This window comes from Streptomyces sp. NPDC017520, assembly GCF_044329855.1.
In the GTDB taxonomy this organism is placed as follows: Bacteria; Actinomycetota; Actinomycetes; order Streptomycetales; family Streptomycetaceae; genus Streptomyces.
Map to the genome: position 1 here is coordinate 101,874 of NZ_JBIRKB010000018.1, position 15,407 is coordinate 117,280.

Genomic DNA, 15,407 nt, shown 5'->3' on the forward strand with positions numbered 1-15,407 from the left:
CCGCAGGAGGAGGAGCAGTGAAGAAGTACGAACTCGTCGACGAGGCCTTGCTCGCCGCCGGTCCTGACGCCGTCTGGGAGGCCCTGCTGGGCGAACTCACGGGCGAGGCTCGGTGGTGGGTGCCCGACAACACCTTCCAACCGGTGGACGGCGTCCCCGACCGGGTCGGCGCTCTGACCCAAGTCACCGTCCACACCAAGGGCGTCGACAAGGGCGGCAAGAAGCTCCGGTTCACCGCGCGCACCACCGTCGTGCAACGGGCGGAGCGGCTGGCGTTGGAGTACGTGGACGGGGCGTTCCGCGGGACCGCGGAGTTCACACTCGCCCCGCTGGAGGACGGCGGCACGCGGCTGGTGATGTCCTTCCGCGCCAGCCCGCAGGGCCAACTCGCCCTCCTGGCAAACCTGGTGGACGTCGGGGCGATGCACACCCGTGCCACCCGTGCGGCGTTCGGCAGGCTCAACCAGCTGCTCGCCATCACCCCGTCCGCCGCTCCGGCCGCCGGGGGGACGCGGTGACGGCGCCCGCCGCCGGTGAGGTCCTCCTCGCCACCGAGGACGGCGGGCAGCTCGCGCTCTCCGTACTGCCCCCGCTGGAACACGGCGGCGAGCGGCTGCCCGCGGTCGTGCTGACGCACGGCTGGGGCGGCAGCCGCCGGGTCTGGAGCCCGGTCGCGGACCGGCTGCTGCGCCGCGGCTTCCCTGTCGTCCTCTACGATCTGCGCGGTCACGGCGCCTCGACCGTGGGCTCCTTCGGTATCAGCTCCGAGGCGATGACCGCCGACCTGGCGAGGGTCGTCGATCACACCGGTGGTGCGCCGATCGTCGTCGGCCACTCCGGGGGCGGGTTCGCGGCGCTGTCGCTGGCGGCCGCCTCCGGGCCGGGTGCCGGCCCGGTGGGGCTGGTGATGGTCGCCTCGGCCGCGCACGACCAGGACACGCCGGAGAAGGAAGCCTCGATGATGGAGGCCCCGCTGTTCTCCTGGGCGCTGCGACGGCCCGCGCTCGGGCGGCTCCTGCTCGGCCAGATGACGGGTACGGCACTGGACCCACGACTCCGCGAGGTCAACCGCCAGGTGTTCGCCAGGACCGCGCCACCGGTGCGCGCCGCCTGCTTCCGGTCGTCCCGGGGCATGGACCTACGGGCGGCGCTGGCCTCCGTCCGTGTCCCGGCCGCCGTGCTGGCCGGAGAGAAGGACAAGGTCATCCGGCCCGAGCTGGGCCGGGAGCTGGCGTCCGCGCTGCCGGGCGCCACTTTCACTCTTCTGCCCGGCGCGGGACATGTTCTGCCGCTGGAGCGTCCGGACGAGGTGGTCGCGGCGGTCCTGCGAGTCGGCGGGGAGGCGGCCGGACAGCCCTGTGGCGTCGAGGCCGTGAAGCGGGCGGGCTCCCGGTGACCGGCGCCGCACACCGCCCGGCCGTCCTCGGTGCGCTCCGGGCGGATCTCCGGCCGTGATCGAACAGGTCCTCCCCGAGGGGGTCGCGCGGGCGGAGGCGTTCGACGACGAGCTGCCCCGCCTGCCCGACCCCCGGGAGCTGGCGCTCCTGCGCGGACGGCCCGAGGCGACCGTCCGCCGCTTTGCCGCCGCGCGATCCTGCGCCCATGACTGCCTGGAACAACTCGCTCTGCCGTACGGCCCGTTGCTGCGCACGGCGGAGGGCGGCCCGGTGTGGCCGTCCGGTGTCGTCGGGAGCATCACGCACTGTGCCGGCTACCGGGGTGCGGTGGCGGCGCGCACCGAGGTGTGGGCGGCGCTCGGCGTGGACGCCGAACGGGCCCTGCCTCTGCCTCCCGGTGTGCTGGACCTCGTGGCGACGGGGCCGGAACGGCGCGGGGTGGCGGAGCTGTCCGGTATCCGTCCCGACGTTCCCTGGGACCGGCTGCTGTTCAGCGCGAAGGAGTCCGTCTACAAGGCCTGGCACCCGGCAACGGCCCGCTGGATCGGGACCCGTGCCATCGAGGTGGCGTTCACCGCCGACGGCCTGTTCACAGCCTCGGTACGTCCGGAGCGCACGCAACCGCCCCCGGCGCGTCGGCGACCCGTCGGCGCGCGCGCGACCAACGCCGGAGGCGGTGTGCCGCATCCGGCGCGAGGCGCGTACCCGTACACCGGCCGCTGGTATGTCGGGGACGGGCTGTTGCTCACGGCCGTGGCCGTGGCGGGCGTCGGGACTCGGATTCCGGAGCCGCCACGGCCGACGGTGCGGCTCAGCGTCTGAGCAACACAGTCCGGCTGTCGGACCCGATGGCCAGGCCCGCCTCCGAGCGCTTGCCCCGGCGGTACTCCTGCGGGCTGACGCCGCGTTCGCGTTTGAACGCGGCGCTCAGCGCGAACGGCCCCGAGTACCCGACCTGTTCGGCGATCCTGGCGACCGACAGATCCGGGTCCCGCAACAGGTCGGAGGCGAGCGTGAGCCGCCACCCGGTCAGGTAGGACATCGGCGGCTCGCCGACCAGCTCGGTGAAGTGACGTGCCAGCTTGGCCCGGGAGACCTCGACGGCGGAGGCGAGCGAGGCGACCGTCCACGGCTCGCTCGGCCGGTCGTGCAGCAGCATCAGCGCCCGGCCGACCACGGGGTCGCTCTGGGCGCGGAACCAGAGCGGCGCCCCCGTGCCGGGCTCGATCAGCCAGGAGCGCAGCACATTGATCAACAGCAGATCCAGCAGCCGGTCCAGGACCACCTCCTGGCCGATGTCCTCCTGGTCCATCTCGGCCGCCAGCATGCCGATCAGTGGCGTCCGGGCGGCCGACGCGGGCTGCACCAGCAGTGCGGGCAGGCTCGACAGCAGCCGGCGCCCCACCTCGTTGGGCGCCTGGTAGGTGCCGCTCAACATCACCGTGGAGCCGGTGCGGTGGGGTTCGCCCCAGGTCCGCACGCCCAGCGACATCGTCTCCGTGACGTCCTCGCCGTCGGTGGTGCTGCATCTCTGCTCGGGGGCGACCGTGACGCCGGGCGACGTGGCCGGGTCGTCGACGAGGGTGTACGGCGCGGGGCCGCGCAGGACGGCGACATCCCCGGCGGCCAGCTTGACCGGTTCGCCGCCTTCGCGGAGCACCCACGCCGACCCGTGCAGCAAGGTGACGAGCGACAGCGGCGCACGGTCCTCGACGCGTAGGCCCCACGGGGGGTTGAACACGGATTTGAGCAGAAATGCTCCCCGGGCCTTGGGACTTCCCAGCAGGCCGCTGAACGCATCCACCACAGTCACCTCATACCGTTTCGCCATCGTGGTCCCGCGGGTCGGCCCGGCTCCGGCCGCCGCCCTCGTGGGGAGGGCCGATCACCGCGCGGACCGGTCCCGGGAGGTCGGTCGTCCTGCCCGGTGCCTCCTGCCAACGGCCCGGAGCGGACGGCGGTTCCCGATTCTCCGCTCGCCACCTCCCCCATCACCGTGTCCGGCCGGCCACCCGCCGCCTGGCCGCGTCACCGAGCAGCGCGAGGGCCCCCAGGCAGGCGGCCGTACGGACGGCGTTGGCGGTCCGCCACGGCCGCTCGTAGGCGGTCCGGGCGGCTCGCACCGCCGCCGACGGTGCCGCGGGAGCGTTCCGGAGCCGACGGTTCAGCGGCAGGTTGACGCCGATGGTCACCGCGATGCTGAGCCCGTAGAGCACCGCGGCGACCCTGGCTCGCCGGGCGGCTTCGCCCTGCTCGGCGCGGCGGAGCCGACGGGCGGCGACACCGGTGGCCACGAACACCCCGAGGAAGAGGGCCCCGAAGGAGGTCCTGTCGTCGAGGGCGTCGTTGGCCCGGCGCATCGCGCTGACGAATCCCTCGTCGTCGCGGCGCGCCAGCGCGGGCATCACGCCGACGTCGAAGGCGAGGTACAGCCCGGCCATCAGACCGGTGCCGACGGTCGCGGCGAGGAGGACGGGTTCGGGACGGGAGGAGGCTGGGCTCATGGTGTCTCTCCGCTCGTTCGGTGGTACGGGCCGCCGGCTCCGGAGGGGCGCGGGTCCGGCTCAGGTGGGTTCCAACAGTCCTGTCACGGAACGGCGGTAGCGCTTCAGGAGCAGCGTGCGGCCGATCAGCCGTACCGGGCCCGGCATCACCCCGTCCGGGTCGGGGAGTCCGTCGAGCAGCCATGGCGGCAGGATCCGCTTGACGCCGAAGGGAGCCGCGGCCAGGACCCGGCGTTCCAGAGCGGTGAACACGTCCGGCGGCACTCGGGCGAAGACCGGGAACGTCAGCTGCTCCTCCTCGTGCAGGTGCTGGTGGAGCACCGAGTCGAACCTGCCGGCGGGGCCGTCCAGCGCCTCGGCCCGGCCCGTCTCCAGGGCCCGGGTCACCCGGAGCATGGAGTCGTCGAGGGCCACGTGGTCCTGGACCATGAGGTGCGATCCGGCGGCGATCTCGGGCGCGTGCTCGATCAGGCCCGGCCAGAGGATCTCGTCCTCGGTACGGTGGTGCCAGTCGACGATGGCGCGGAACTGCCGCCACCACTCCGCGACCGCGGGCACTCCGGCCGGAGTCAACAACGGCACCGCGGCTACCAGTCGGCGGGAGTCACGTCGCAGCGCGAGATGCGTCTGCGCGAATCCGCGGAGGTGGCGGGGCAGCGCGCCCACACCTCTGCCCTCCCACGCCGGCCCGTCCATCGCGTCCCTCTTTTCTCCGGGCGTTCCGGCGCTGCGCTGCCGGACCCCCGACTTGTCAGTATGTGGCGACACGCGGTCGACAGGGCGGTCCGCCGGCCGGCTCCCCGGTCGGCGGACCACCGCTGTGCGGAAGCAGAGCGGTCAGGCGTTCCAGGCCCCGCCTGCCGCCGCCTCCTTGGCGTAGTCCGCGAAGTCCTTGGGCTCCCGCCCGAGCGCTTCGCGGACGCCGTGCACGATGCTGGCGTTGCGGCCGTCGACGATCAGCGTGAAAAGATCGGCGAACTCCTCCGGCTCGCCCAGCTCCCGGAGCGCCGCGCGGTAGTCGTCGGCACTGACCGGGATGTAGGTGACGGTCCGGCCGGTGGCGGCCGACAACTCGCGCGCCACGTCGTCGAAGCTCAGCAGGCGTGGTCCGGACAGCTCGTACGTCTTGCCGATGTGGCGGTCGTCGGTGAGTGCGGCGACCGCGACGTCGGCGATGTCGTCGGCGTCCACGAAGGGCTCGACGGCGTCACCGGTCGGCAGCGCCAGCTCGCCGGAGAGGACCGGGTCGAGGAAGAAGCTCTCGCTGAAGTTCTGGTTGAACCAGTTGCAGCGGACGACGGTCCAGTCGCAACCCGACGCCTTGAGGGCGTCCTCGCTGGCGACCGCCCCTTCCTCGCCCCGGCCGGAGAGGAGCACGAGGCGCTTGACGCCCCGCTCCACCGCGACGGCGGCGAACCGCCCGATGGCCTCCTTGGCGCCGGGGAAGGCCAGGTCCGGGTAGTACGTGACGTAGACCGCGGAGACTCCGTCGAGAGCGGCCTCCCAGGTGCTCTCGTCCTCCCAGACGAAGGGGATCTCGCTGGAGCGCGAGCCGACGCGGGCCGGGCGGCCCAGCGTCTCCAGTCGCTCCACGACGCGCCGCCCGGTCTTGCCGGTGCCGCCGATGACGAGGATGGGCGCTGTGTTCTGTCCATGAATGCTCATGACTTCATTAAAGTCTCCGGAACTCAGACGTTGAATAGCTCACAGACTCAATTTCATTCGCCATCGTCTCATCTCGTCGGCGCTTCACGTAGGCACGGAGGCACGGAGCCGCGACCACGGAACCGGGGCACCGTTTCATCCGGTGACAGCCACGGCGACCAGGACGAATGCGGCGGCGGCCAGCAGTGTGCGCAGGGCGTGCAGAGCGTTCCACCGGCCCTCGAACGCCGTACGAGCGCTCCGCTCGTCACCCCGCCCCTTCGACGACTCCAGGGCGTTGTTCAGCGGGACGTTGCCGCCCGAGGTGACGAGGTGGCCCACCAGCGCACAGACGGCCGCGACGCCCACCAGGGCCGTGTCGCCGCCCACCCGCCCGTCCGGCTCGACGAAGAACGAGGCCACGGGGAAGGCGAGCGACCCGAGGAAGAGAACGAGGAAGAGCGGACCGGGAACCTTCCGGTTCACCGTCCGCATGATCAGGGTGAACGACGCGTCGTCCACCTCCTTGAGAGCGGGCATGACACCCGACAGGAAGGCGAGCATGTATCCGGCGTACAGACCGGTACAGGCGAGGGCGAGGATCTCCAGAACTTCCGGCATAGCGATCATCATCGTCTCCCGGAACGCCTCTTCGCAGGTTGTCTTTGAGACGAGCGGGGGCCGCGCGGCCGATTCTCGGCTACCGGCGGTCCGCGCACTCTGGTACGCCCGCCGGGCGGCGGGGCGTCAAGGGGTCGCCGCCGAGACCACGTACACGACCGGGCTGGCCGGATCGGTCATATTGACGGTGATGTTCTGGGTCGGGCGGGGCTTCTTGTTCTTGTGCGTGGTGCTGGCCCACTCCTCGCCCGGGCCGAAGGACCAGCCGGTGATGTTGATGTCCCGGGAGCTGATGTCGATCGTGTCGGGCTCCAGCGCCGCGCGTCCGGTGCCCACCCCGGTCAGGAAGCGGTCGAGCCCGGCGGAGGTCGTCCGGAACTTCGCGTACATCCGGCTGGCTTTCCAGTTGTTCGTCTCGTAGTACTGGACGCCCTGCCCGTTGCCGGGGATCGGGATCTCGAAGATCCGGCGCTGCATCTTGGAGGGCCAGCCCTCCCGGAGGCCCACGGCGGCCGCCTCGGCCTCCTTGTCCTGGCCCGAGCGGCGGCTCTGACCGGCCGAGATCAGCAGGTAGCCGGCCGGGATGCCGATCAGCAGCACGATGATCGTCGCGGTGATGAAACGCCGCTTGAACACGTGCCGCGGGTCCTCGGGCGGCTTGCCCCCGCCGTCGCCCGGGGACTCCGACTGGTGCGGCACCACGGGGTGCTCGGCTGCGATCATGATCAGGTGGTCCTCAAGGTGCTGCGGTGACGGCGTACTGAAGGGTGGACGCCGGAAGGGGCGGCTGCGGTTCAGTCAGCGGTACGGGTGGCCCGCGTGTTGCGGATGGTGCTCGCCGCCTGGTCGTAGATCTGGGCGTACCGCTCGTACCGCTCGACGCGCCGCCGGTTGGCCCGGCGGAATCGGCGGGCGACCAGCCGGGCCAGGTCCGCGGCGCCGACCATACCCGCCTCGGGGCCGAGCTGTGCCTTCGCGATCCGGGCCTCGGGGCGGTAGCCGCGGCCGGTGAGGTGACGCTTGAAGGCGTCCCTGGCGGGGTTGATCAGCAGGTCGTCGGCGGCGCTGACGCCGCCTCCGATGACGAAGCAGGAGGGGTCGAGCGCCGCGGCCAGATTGGCGATGCCGATGCCGAGCCACTGGCCGATGTCCTGGAGCAGCTCGATGCACATCGCGTCGCCCTCGCGGGCCAGTTCGGTGATGAGCGGCCCGGTGATGTCGGGGATGTTCCCCTTCACCCGGTCCAGCAGGTAGTGCGCGACCGGTGAGTCGGCGGCGGCCAGCTCACGGGCCTCGCGGACCAGGGCGTTGCCGGAGCTGTACTGCTCCCAGCAGCCCCGGTTGCCGCACGGGCAGCGGTGGCCCGAGGGCACGACCTGCATGTGGCCGAACTCACCGGCCACGCCGTACTTGCCGCGCTTGACCTGGCCGTCCTCCAGGATCGCGCCGCCGATGCCCGTACCGAGGGTGATCATGACGAGATGGTCCTCGCCGCGACCCGCCCCGAAGCGCCATTCCGCCCAGGCGGCGGTGTTGGCGTCGTTGTCGACCATGACGGGGACGACCAGGCGGGACGCGATCGCGTCCCGCAGGGGCTCGTCGCGCCAGGCGAGGTGCGGGGCGAACAGCACCTTGGAGCGGTCGGCGTCCACCCAGCCCGCCGCGCCGATGCCCACCGCGTGGACGTCGTGGCGGTCGGAGAGGTCGAGGACCAGTTCGACGATGGTGTCCTCGACGACCTTGGGGCTCTTGGACTTGTCGGGCGTCTCGGTGCGGAGCTGTTCCAGGATGTTGCCGTCGGCGTCGACGACGCCCGCCATGACCTTGGTGCCGCCGATGTCGATCCCGACCGTGGGGACCCGGGGGGCGGAGAGGTGCGAGCGGCGTTCCTTGGTGCCGACGGTCTTGAGGACGGTGGCGCGGGCGGAGCCGCGGTGTGCGAAGTCGCGGTACGTGCTCATCGTCCCTGCGGGGTCTGGGGGGCCGGGCCGCTGTCGCGGCCGGCGGCGGACGGCGCCCGCCGGGCTCGATTCTGCCACTGCCCGGCCCCGGGGGGCCCGTGGGCCGGGTCGGCCGCGCCGGGGCGGTCGCCGCTCAGGGCGTCCCGTCCTTCGCGCCGGGGGCGCCCGGGAGGGTGGGGGCCGGGGTGCGTTCCAGCTCGTGGCTGAGCTCCTCCAGCTCGCTGCCGCCCGCCATCTGCCGGGTCAGCTCGTCCAGCGTGACGTCGTCCTTGGTGTGGCTGCCGGACATGGCGCCGCGCTTGAGGAGGATGAAGCGGTCGCCGACGAGGTGGGCGTGGTGCGGGTTGTGCGTGATGAGGACCACGCCGAGGCCGGCGTCGCGGGCGGCCGCCACGTACTTGAGGACCACGCCGGACTGCTTGACGCCGAGGGCTGCGGTCGGCTCGTCCAGGACCAGGACCTTCGCGCCGAAGTAGACGGCGCGGGCGATGGCCACGCACTGGCGCTCGCCGCCGGACAGGGTGCCGATGGGCTGGTCGACGTCGCGCAGGTCGATGCCCATGCGCAGCAGTTCGGTACGGGTGGTCTCCCGCATCTTCTGGACGTCGAGGCGCTTGAAGGGGCCGAAGCCGACGGTGGGCTCGGAGCCGAGGAAGAAGTTCCGCCAGACCGGCATCAGCGGGACGACGGCGAGGTCCTGGTAGACGGTGGCGATGCCCCGGTCCAGGGCGTCGCGCGGGTTGGCGAGGGTGGTCTCCTCCCCCTCGATCAGGAAGCGTCCGGCGTCGTGCCGGTGCAGCCCCGCGATGATCTTGATGAGGGTGGACTTGCCGGCGCCGTTGTCGCCGAGGACGCAGGTGATCTCACCCGCGTGAACCTCCAGCGAGACGTGCTCCAGGGCCTTGATGTTCCCGTAGAACTTGGACACGTCGTCCAGCTCGACCAGCGGTCCCGCGGTCGCCGCTCCGGCGCGGTCTTCAGGGGTGGCCGTCATGCCGTCGCCTCCGCGCGCTTGCGCACCCACGCGTTGAGCAGGGTGGCCAGGAGCAGCATCGCTCCCAGGAAGAATTTGAACCAGTCCGGGTTCCACTCGGCGTACACGATGCCCTTGCTGGTCATGCCGAAGATGAAGGCGCCGACGGCCGAGCCGATCGCGGAGCCGTAGCCGCCGGTGATCAGACAGCCGCCGATGACGGCGGCGATGATGTACGTCAGCTCGTTGCCGACGCCCTCGCCGGACTGGACGACGTCGTAGCTGAACAGCAGGTGCTGGCCGGAGACCCAGGCGGCGAAGGCGACGCCCAGATAGAGCCCGATCTTGGTGCGGATGACCGGGACGCCGACCGCGCGGGCCGCGTCGGCCTCGCCGCCGACGGCGAAGATCCAGTTGCCGAAGCGGGTACGGAGGAGGATCCAGGTGGCGACGCCGACGAGCGCCGCCCACCACAGGATCGTCACCTTGAACTCGACCCCGCCGAGGGTCAGCGTCGAGGCGAACAGCGCGCGGGCCGAGTCGAAGCCCTCCATGTCGCCGATGCCCTTGGTGGAGACGGTGCCGCTGATCAGCTTGGTGAAGCCGAGGTTCAGACCGGTCAGCATCAGGAACGTGCCGAGCGTGATGATGAAGCTCGGCAGTTTGGTGCGGGTCAGCATGAAGCCGTTGAACGCGCCGATGGCGAGCGTGACCAGCAGCGACACGAAGACGCCGACCCAGACGTTGGCCGTCATCTGGTAGCTGAACATCGAGGAGATCAGCGCGGAGCTGGTCACCATGACCCCGGCGGAGAGGTCGAACTCGCCGCCGATCATCAGCAGCGCGACCGGCGCGGCCATGATGCCGAGGACGGAGGCCGCGTACAGCACGGTGCCGAAGCTGGAGGCCTGGAGGAAGCTGTCGGCGACGATCGCGAAGAAGAGGAAGACGGCCGCCGCGCCGACGACCGAGCCGAGTTCGGGGCGGCCGAGCAGCTTGCGCAGCGGTGAGGTGCGGACGAGCCGCTCGTCCAGCTGGTCGGGGGCGGCGGTGGAGCCGCTCATCGCGTGCCCCGCTTGGTGTAGTCGGCCAGGGCGTCGGCGTCGTCCTTGGTGATGATCTGCGGGCCGGTGAGGACGGGCAGGCCGCCGCCGAGGACGTTGCGGTTGTAGCGGTAGAGCCAGAGCAGGTCGACGGCCTGGTAGCCCTGGAGGTAGGGCTGCTGGTCGACGGCGAAGCCGAGCTTGTCGCTCTGGAGGCCGGTGGCGACCTTGGCGTTGAGGTCGAAGGTGTCGATCTCGGCCTTGCTGCCCGCCGTCTGCTTGGCCTGGACGGCGGCGTCGGCGAAGGGGGCGCCGAGGGTGACGACCGCGTCGATGCTCTTGTCGGACTGGAGCTTGGCCTCGATGGACGCGGTGACGTCGGGCATGTTGGTGCCGTCGACGTACAGGTTCTGCATCGTGCCGTCGAAGGTCTTCTTCGCCCCGGCGCAGCGCTGCTCGTGGCCCACGTTGCCCTGTTCGTGCAGGACGCACAGGGCCTTCTCGCGGTTCCGGCTGTTCAGCTCGTCGCCGACGGCCTCGCCGGCGATCGACTCGTCCTGGCCGATGTGGGTGAGCGCGCCGAATTCCTTGGACTCCGCGGAGCCGGAGTTCACGGTGACGACGGGGATGCCGGCCTTGACGGCCTTGGCGACCACGGCCTTCATGGCGTCCGGCTTGGCCAGCGAGACGATCAGCCCGTCGACCTTCTTGTCGATCGCGGTCTGGACGAGCTGGGCCTGCTGGTTGGCCTCGTCGTTGTGCGAGTAGAGGAAGTTGATGTTGTCCTTGAGGGCCGCCTGCTCGGCACCCTTCTGGACGATGTCCCAGAAGGTGTCGCCGTCGCCCGAGTGGGTGACCATGGCGAAGGTCCAGCGCGGTGTGTTCACCGCGGCCCGCCCCTCGGCCGCGGCGGCCGCGCGCTCCTCGGCGCGCTTGCCGCCGGTGCTGCTGCATCCCGTGAGGGAGGCGCCCAGCACCACTGCCAGCACGGCGCCCATCGCGCGTACCCCTGTCCGAACCCTTGCCACGACGCCGTGCCCTTCTACTGCTGCTCGCTGTGCTGCTTGACGGGGCCGGGGAGTGTACGGTCCCGGCCCGGCTGCCCAAGTATCCCCGAGGCCCGCCCCTAGGTTCCCGCACCCCCAGCCCGTCCGGCGTTTGAGGACGGACCCCTTGCGTGGGTGGGCCCGACGGACACAGGAGCCTGGGGCACAGGACCCACCGAGCGCAACCCGTGTGCACGGGACGGTTCCGTCCTCAAGCGCCGGACGGGCTGGATGAGCTCAGGCACGTACCAGGAGCTGGAACTCGAAGGCGTACCGCTCCGCCCGGTATACGTGCGAGCCGAACTCGACGACCCGGCCGGTGTCGTCGTACGTCGTGCGCTCCATCGTCAGCAACGGAGCGCCCACGGGCTCCGCCAGCACCCGCGCCTGCCGGTCGTCCGCGGCGCGCGCGCCGACGGTCTGGCGGGCACTGTGGAGGGTGACGCCGGACGCCCGCATCAGCCGGTAGAGGCCGGTGGACTCCAGCTCCTCCCTGCGCAGGGGCAGCAGCCCGGGGGGCAGGTGGTTGCGCAGGAGGGCCATCGGTTCGCCGTGGGCGCTGCGCAGCCGTTCGACGAGGTGGACCTCGCTCCCCTCGGCGACGCCGAGCGCGGCGGCGACCTCGGCGGTGGCCGGTTCGGTGGTGTTGCGCAGGACGCTGGTGGCGGGGCGCTGGCCGGCCGCCTCCAGGTCGTCGTAGAGCGAGCTGAGCTCCAGCGGCCGGCGGACCTTGCTGTGCACGACCTGGGTGCCGACTCCCCGGCGGCGGACCATCAGGCCCTTGTCGACGAGCGACTGGATGGCCTGGCGGACGGTCGGCCGGGACAGGCCGAGGCGGGCGGCGAGGTCGATCTCGTTCCCGAGGAGGGTGCCCGGGGCCAGCCGGCCCTGCTCCACGGCGGCCTCCAGCTGCTGTGCCAGCTGGAAGTAGAGCGGCACCGGGCTGGTGCGGTCCACGCTCAGCGGCAGCGGCCGGTCGGATCCATGTGCGGTCACGGGGCGAGCGTAGTTCGCTTGTCCGGACAAAGCCATGGCGTACGGGGGCGGGGAGCCGCCGATCGGTGCGGCCGCCATTTGTCAGGACAAACGCTTGACATGATGACCGGGCGAACGTCACCTTGGGGCCCATGCGCATCGGACTGATCGGAACGGGACGGATCGGCACATTCCATGCGGAGGTGCTGAGCCGTCACCCCGCCGTGGACGCCCTGCTGCTGGCGGACGCGGACCCGGAGCGGGCGGCCGGAGCCGCGGCGCGGACGGGGGCGACAGCGGTCCCGGTGGACGGCCTGTTCGCCGGGGAGGACGCCGCCGGGGGCCCGCCCGACGCCGTGGTGATCTGTTCGGCGACCTCGGCCCATGCCGGGCTCATCGCACGCGCCGCCCGCGCCGGACTGCCCGTCTTCTGCGAGAAGCCGATCGCCCTGGACCTGCCGGGCACCCTCGCCGCGCTCGCGGAGGTCGAGGCGGCGGGCAGCGTCCTCCAGCTCGGCTTCATGCGCCGCTTCGACGCCGGGTACGGCGAGGCCAGGGCCGCCGTACGGGAGGGAAGGCTCGGCCGGCTGCACACCGTGCGCACGGTCACCTCCGACCCGGCCCCGCCGCCCGCCGCCTACCTCCCGCTCTCGGGCGGGCTGTACCGCGACTGCCTGGTCCACGACTTCGACATCCTGCGCTGGGTGACGGGCCGCGAGGTGAGCGAGGTGTACGCCACCGGCTCGGACTCCGGACCCGCGATGTTCCGGGAGGCCGGGGACGTGGACACGGCCACCGCCCTGCTCACCCTCGACGACGGGACGCTCGCCACCGCCACCGCGACCCGGTGCAACGGAGCCGGGTACGACGTACGGATGGAGCTGGCCGGCGAACGGGACCAGATCGCCGTCGGCCTGGATGACCGTACGCCGCTGACCTCGGCCGAGCCCGGTGGTCCCGGCGCACCGGCGAAGCCCTGGCCGGGGTTCCTGGAACGGTTCGCCCCGGCGTACGAGGCGGAACTGGACGCGTTCCTGCGGGTGGCCCGCGGTGAACTGGCCAATCCGTGCGACGGGCGGGACGCCCTGCACGCCCTGCGGATCGCCGAGGCGTGCGAGGTCTCCCGTCGCGAACGACGGCCGGTGGCGATGACGGAGATCCCCGGCGGCTGAACCGGCCGTCACCAGCCGACCGGGAGGACCAGCGGCCCCCGCGGCCTCACCAGCGCACCGGCAGCCCCCGCGCTCCGCGCATCAGCAGACCGGGCAGCCAGTCCAGCTCGCCGCCCGACGGGTCGCGGGCGAGGTCGGGGAAGCGTTCCAGCAGGGCGCCGATCGCTATGCGGGCCTCCATCCGGGCGAGCGGCGCGCCCAGGCAGTAGTGCGCGCCGTGGCCGAAGCCCAGGTGCCCCTGGGGCTCGCGGCGGATGTCGAAGGTGTCCGGGTCGGAGAAGCGGACGGGGTCGCGGTCGGCGGAGGCCAGGGCGACGAGGACCGGCTCGTCGGCACGGATGACGGTGTCGCCGATCGTCACCGGCTCCCGGGCGAAGCGGAAGGTGGCGGTCTCCACCGGTCCGTCGTAGCGCAGCATCTCCTCGACCGCGTTGTCGAGCAGCCCGGGGTCGGCGCGCAGCAGGGCGAGCTGGTCGGGGTGGTCGAGCAGGGCACGGACGCCGTTGGCGATCAGATTGACGGTGGTCTCGTGACCGGCGACCAGCAACAGGAAGGCCATGCCGACCAGTTCGGCGGAGGAGAGGCTCTCGCCGTCCTCCTCCCCTGTCCGGATCAGCCCGCTCAGCAGGTCGTCGCCGGGCGAACGGCGTTTGTTCTCGATGAGTTCGACGAGGTAGGCGCCCATCGCACCGGCCGGGTCGGCGTCCCGCTGCTCCGGGGTGGGGGTGACGATGCCGCTGGAGAGTGTCCGGAAGGCGTCCCGGTCGATGTCCGGGACGCCGAGGAGTTCGCAGATCACGGTCATCGGCAGCGGGAAGGCCAGCGCGTCCACCAGGTCCGCGGAGCCCCGGGGCGCCATGGCGTCGAGGAGGTCGCCGGTGATCTCGGTGACGCGCGGGCGCAGCGCCTCGATGCGCCGGGCGGTGAACTCGCGGCTGACCAGCCGGCGCAGCCGGGTGTGGTGCGGGGCGTCCAGCTCCAGCATGTTGGCGCTGATCACAGCGTCCGACGCCTCCCAGCGTCCGCTGGTCCGCCAGTCCTTGCCGAGCCGCTGGTCGGCGAGAGCGGCGCGGGCCTCCGCGTAACCGACGACCAGCCAGATGCGCTCCATCTCCTCGGTGCGCACGGCGTGCACCGGCCCCTCGGCCCGCAGCTTCGCGTAGTACGGATAGGGGTTCGCGGTGAAGTCCGGCAGGTCGCGCAGATCGAGCACAGCCATGGTGGTCAGCCCCCTCTTCCGGTCAGGTCCGGTCAGCGTAGGCCGCCCCCGCCCTCCGCGTCCGTCCCGTCCGTGTCGAGGAGCCCCGCGTCATGGACCAACAGCGCGATCTGGACACGGTTGTTCAGTTCGAGTTTGGCGAGAATCCTGGAGACGTGGGTCTTGACCGTCGCGACACTGAGGTAGAGGGAGCCCGCGATCTCCGCGTTGGAGCCACCGCGTCCGACGGCGACGGCCACTTCCTTCTCCCGCTCGGCGAGTTGGTCCAATCGCCTGCGTGCACGGTCGGTGCGGCCGGCCCGGTCGTCGTGTCCGCCGCCGGCGGCACGCGCCATCAACTGGCGGGTGACGGCGGGCGAGAGCACCGGGTCGCCGGCGGCGACCCGGCGGACCGAATCGACGATCCGGGCCGGCGGGGTGTCTTTCAGGACGAATCCTGCCGCCCCGGCCCGGATGGCCCGGAGCACCTGTTCGTCCGCGTGGAATGTGGTGAGGACGACGACTTCGGGTGCTCCCGGCCGGCGGCGCAGCCGTTCGGTGGCGGTGAGTCCGTCCATGACCGGCATCCGGATGTCCATCAACACCACGTCCGGGTGCAGTCGTTCGACCAGTTCCTCGACCTCGTCGCCGTCCGCGCCCTCCCCCACGATGTCGATGCCCTCGTCGCCGCCGAGCATCAGGGTCAGTCCGGCCCGGACCAGCGGGTCGTCGTCGACGATCAGCAGCCGGACGGGTGGGGGCGTGGGGGACGCCGGGGAGGTCGGGGACGCCGGGGTGTTCATGACGGCCACCGTAGCCAGCCGGTGAGCGGGCCCCGTACGGCGGGCGTCGCGGTCCCGGTCCTCCGGGCAC

The 15,407-nt window shown here is 72.0% G+C and carries 17 protein-coding genes; 4 read left to right on the plus strand and 13 right to left on the minus strand.

Features of this window, described 5'->3' with window-relative positions; genetic code table 11:
* Positions 1-17 precede the first annotated feature (17 nt).
* The 3 genes from ACH4KB_RS31850 to ACH4KB_RS31860 are packed head-to-tail and all read left to right on the plus strand — an operon-like array spanning position 18 to position 2,219.
* The gene (locus tag ACH4KB_RS31850; RefSeq protein WP_398069514.1) at positions 18-518 is read left to right on the plus strand and encodes an SRPBCC family protein; all 501 of its coding nucleotides are present in this window, start codon (positions 18-20) and stop codon (positions 516-518) included.
* On the plus strand, positions 515-1,396 hold the full coding sequence (locus tag ACH4KB_RS31855; RefSeq protein ID WP_398069516.1) for an alpha/beta fold hydrolase: 882 nt from the start codon (positions 515-517) through the stop codon (positions 1,394-1,396). The genes ACH4KB_RS31850 and ACH4KB_RS31855 overlap by 4 nt, the downstream gene beginning before the upstream one ends.
* Before the next feature lie 55 nt (positions 1,397-1,451).
* Positions 1,452-2,219, plus strand: coding sequence for a 4'-phosphopantetheinyl transferase (locus tag ACH4KB_RS31860; RefSeq protein ID WP_398069518.1), 768 nt, complete (start codon positions 1,452-1,454; stop codon positions 2,217-2,219).
* Here ACH4KB_RS31860 and ACH4KB_RS31865 read toward each other — a convergent pair.
* The 11 genes from ACH4KB_RS31865 to ACH4KB_RS31915 all read right to left on the minus strand — a co-directional run bounded on the left by ACH4KB_RS31865 (position 2,209) and on the right by ACH4KB_RS31915 (position 12,185).
* Entirely contained in the window at positions 2,209-3,201 is a 993-nt protein-coding gene (locus ACH4KB_RS31865) for an AraC family transcriptional regulator (RefSeq protein ID WP_398069520.1), read from the minus strand. The genes ACH4KB_RS31860 and ACH4KB_RS31865 overlap by 11 nt on opposite strands.
* Positions 3,202-3,388: 187 nt before the next feature.
* Entirely contained in the window at positions 3,389-3,901 is a 513-nt protein-coding gene (locus tag ACH4KB_RS31870; protein ID WP_398069522.1) for an anthrone oxygenase family protein, read from the minus strand.
* A gap of 60 nt (positions 3,902-3,961) precedes the next feature.
* Positions 3,962-4,597 (minus strand): hemerythrin domain-containing protein, encoded by a 636-nt coding sequence (locus tag ACH4KB_RS31875; RefSeq protein WP_398069524.1) that lies wholly within the window; start codon positions 4,595-4,597, stop codon positions 3,962-3,964.
* Positions 4,598-4,738: 141 nt separating this feature from the next.
* On the minus strand, positions 4,739-5,566 hold the full coding sequence (locus tag ACH4KB_RS31880; protein WP_398069526.1) for an NAD(P)H-binding protein: 828 nt from the start codon (positions 5,564-5,566) through the stop codon (positions 4,739-4,741).
* Positions 5,567-5,701: 135 nt separating this feature from the next.
* Positions 5,702-6,166: a DUF1772 domain-containing protein gene (locus ACH4KB_RS31885; RefSeq protein ID WP_398069528.1), complete on the minus strand. Its 465-nt coding sequence runs from the start codon at positions 6,164-6,166 to the stop codon at positions 5,702-5,704.
* 126 nt (positions 6,167-6,292) lie between these two features.
* Positions 6,293-6,889 carry a hypothetical protein gene (locus ACH4KB_RS31890; protein WP_398069530.1) on the minus strand — a complete coding sequence of 199 codons (597 nt, stop codon included), beginning with the start codon at positions 6,887-6,889 and terminating at the stop codon, positions 6,293-6,295.
* Positions 6,890-6,960: 71 nt separating this feature from the next.
* Positions 6,961-8,127 (minus strand): ROK family glucokinase, encoded by a 1,167-nt coding sequence (locus ACH4KB_RS31895; RefSeq protein ID WP_398069532.1) that lies wholly within the window; start codon positions 8,125-8,127, stop codon positions 6,961-6,963.
* 133 nt (positions 8,128-8,260) lie between these two features.
* Positions 8,261-9,121: an ATP-binding cassette domain-containing protein gene (locus tag ACH4KB_RS31900; RefSeq protein ID WP_398069534.1), complete on the minus strand. Its 861-nt coding sequence runs from the start codon at positions 9,119-9,121 to the stop codon at positions 8,261-8,263.
* Entirely contained in the window at positions 9,118-10,164 is a 1,047-nt protein-coding gene (locus ACH4KB_RS31905) for an ABC transporter permease (protein WP_398069536.1), read from the minus strand. The genes ACH4KB_RS31900 and ACH4KB_RS31905 overlap by 4 nt, the downstream gene beginning before the upstream one ends.
* Positions 10,161-11,141 carry a sugar ABC transporter substrate-binding protein gene (locus ACH4KB_RS31910; protein ID WP_398069538.1) on the minus strand — a complete coding sequence of 327 codons (981 nt, stop codon included), beginning with the start codon at positions 11,139-11,141 and terminating at the stop codon, positions 10,161-10,163. The genes ACH4KB_RS31905 and ACH4KB_RS31910 overlap by 4 nt, the downstream gene beginning before the upstream one ends.
* Before the next feature lie 285 nt (positions 11,142-11,426).
* Positions 11,427-12,185, minus strand: a complete 759-nt coding sequence (locus tag ACH4KB_RS31915) for a GntR family transcriptional regulator (protein ID WP_398069540.1) — start codon at positions 12,183-12,185, stop codon at positions 11,427-11,429.
* A 131-nt stretch (positions 12,186-12,316) separates the two neighbouring features.
* Here ACH4KB_RS31915 and ACH4KB_RS31920 point away from each other — a divergent pair, with 131 nt between their 5' ends.
* Positions 12,317-13,336, plus strand: a complete 1,020-nt coding sequence (locus ACH4KB_RS31920) for a Gfo/Idh/MocA family oxidoreductase (protein WP_398069542.1) — start codon at positions 12,317-12,319, stop codon at positions 13,334-13,336.
* 46 nt (positions 13,337-13,382) lie between these two features.
* On the opposite strand, the gene ACH4KB_RS31925 is transcribed toward ACH4KB_RS31920, so the two are convergent.
* Together ACH4KB_RS31925 and ACH4KB_RS31930 are read right to left on the minus strand one after the other, a co-directional pair.
* Positions 13,383-14,555: a cytochrome P450 gene (locus ACH4KB_RS31925; RefSeq protein WP_398069544.1), complete on the minus strand. Its 1,173-nt coding sequence runs from the start codon at positions 14,553-14,555 to the stop codon at positions 13,383-13,385.
* Positions 14,556-14,587: 32 nt separating this feature from the next.
* On the minus strand, positions 14,588-15,337 hold the full coding sequence (locus tag ACH4KB_RS31930) for a response regulator (RefSeq protein ID WP_398069546.1): 750 nt from the start codon (positions 15,335-15,337) through the stop codon (positions 14,588-14,590).
* Positions 15,338-15,407: the final 70 nt, after the last annotated feature.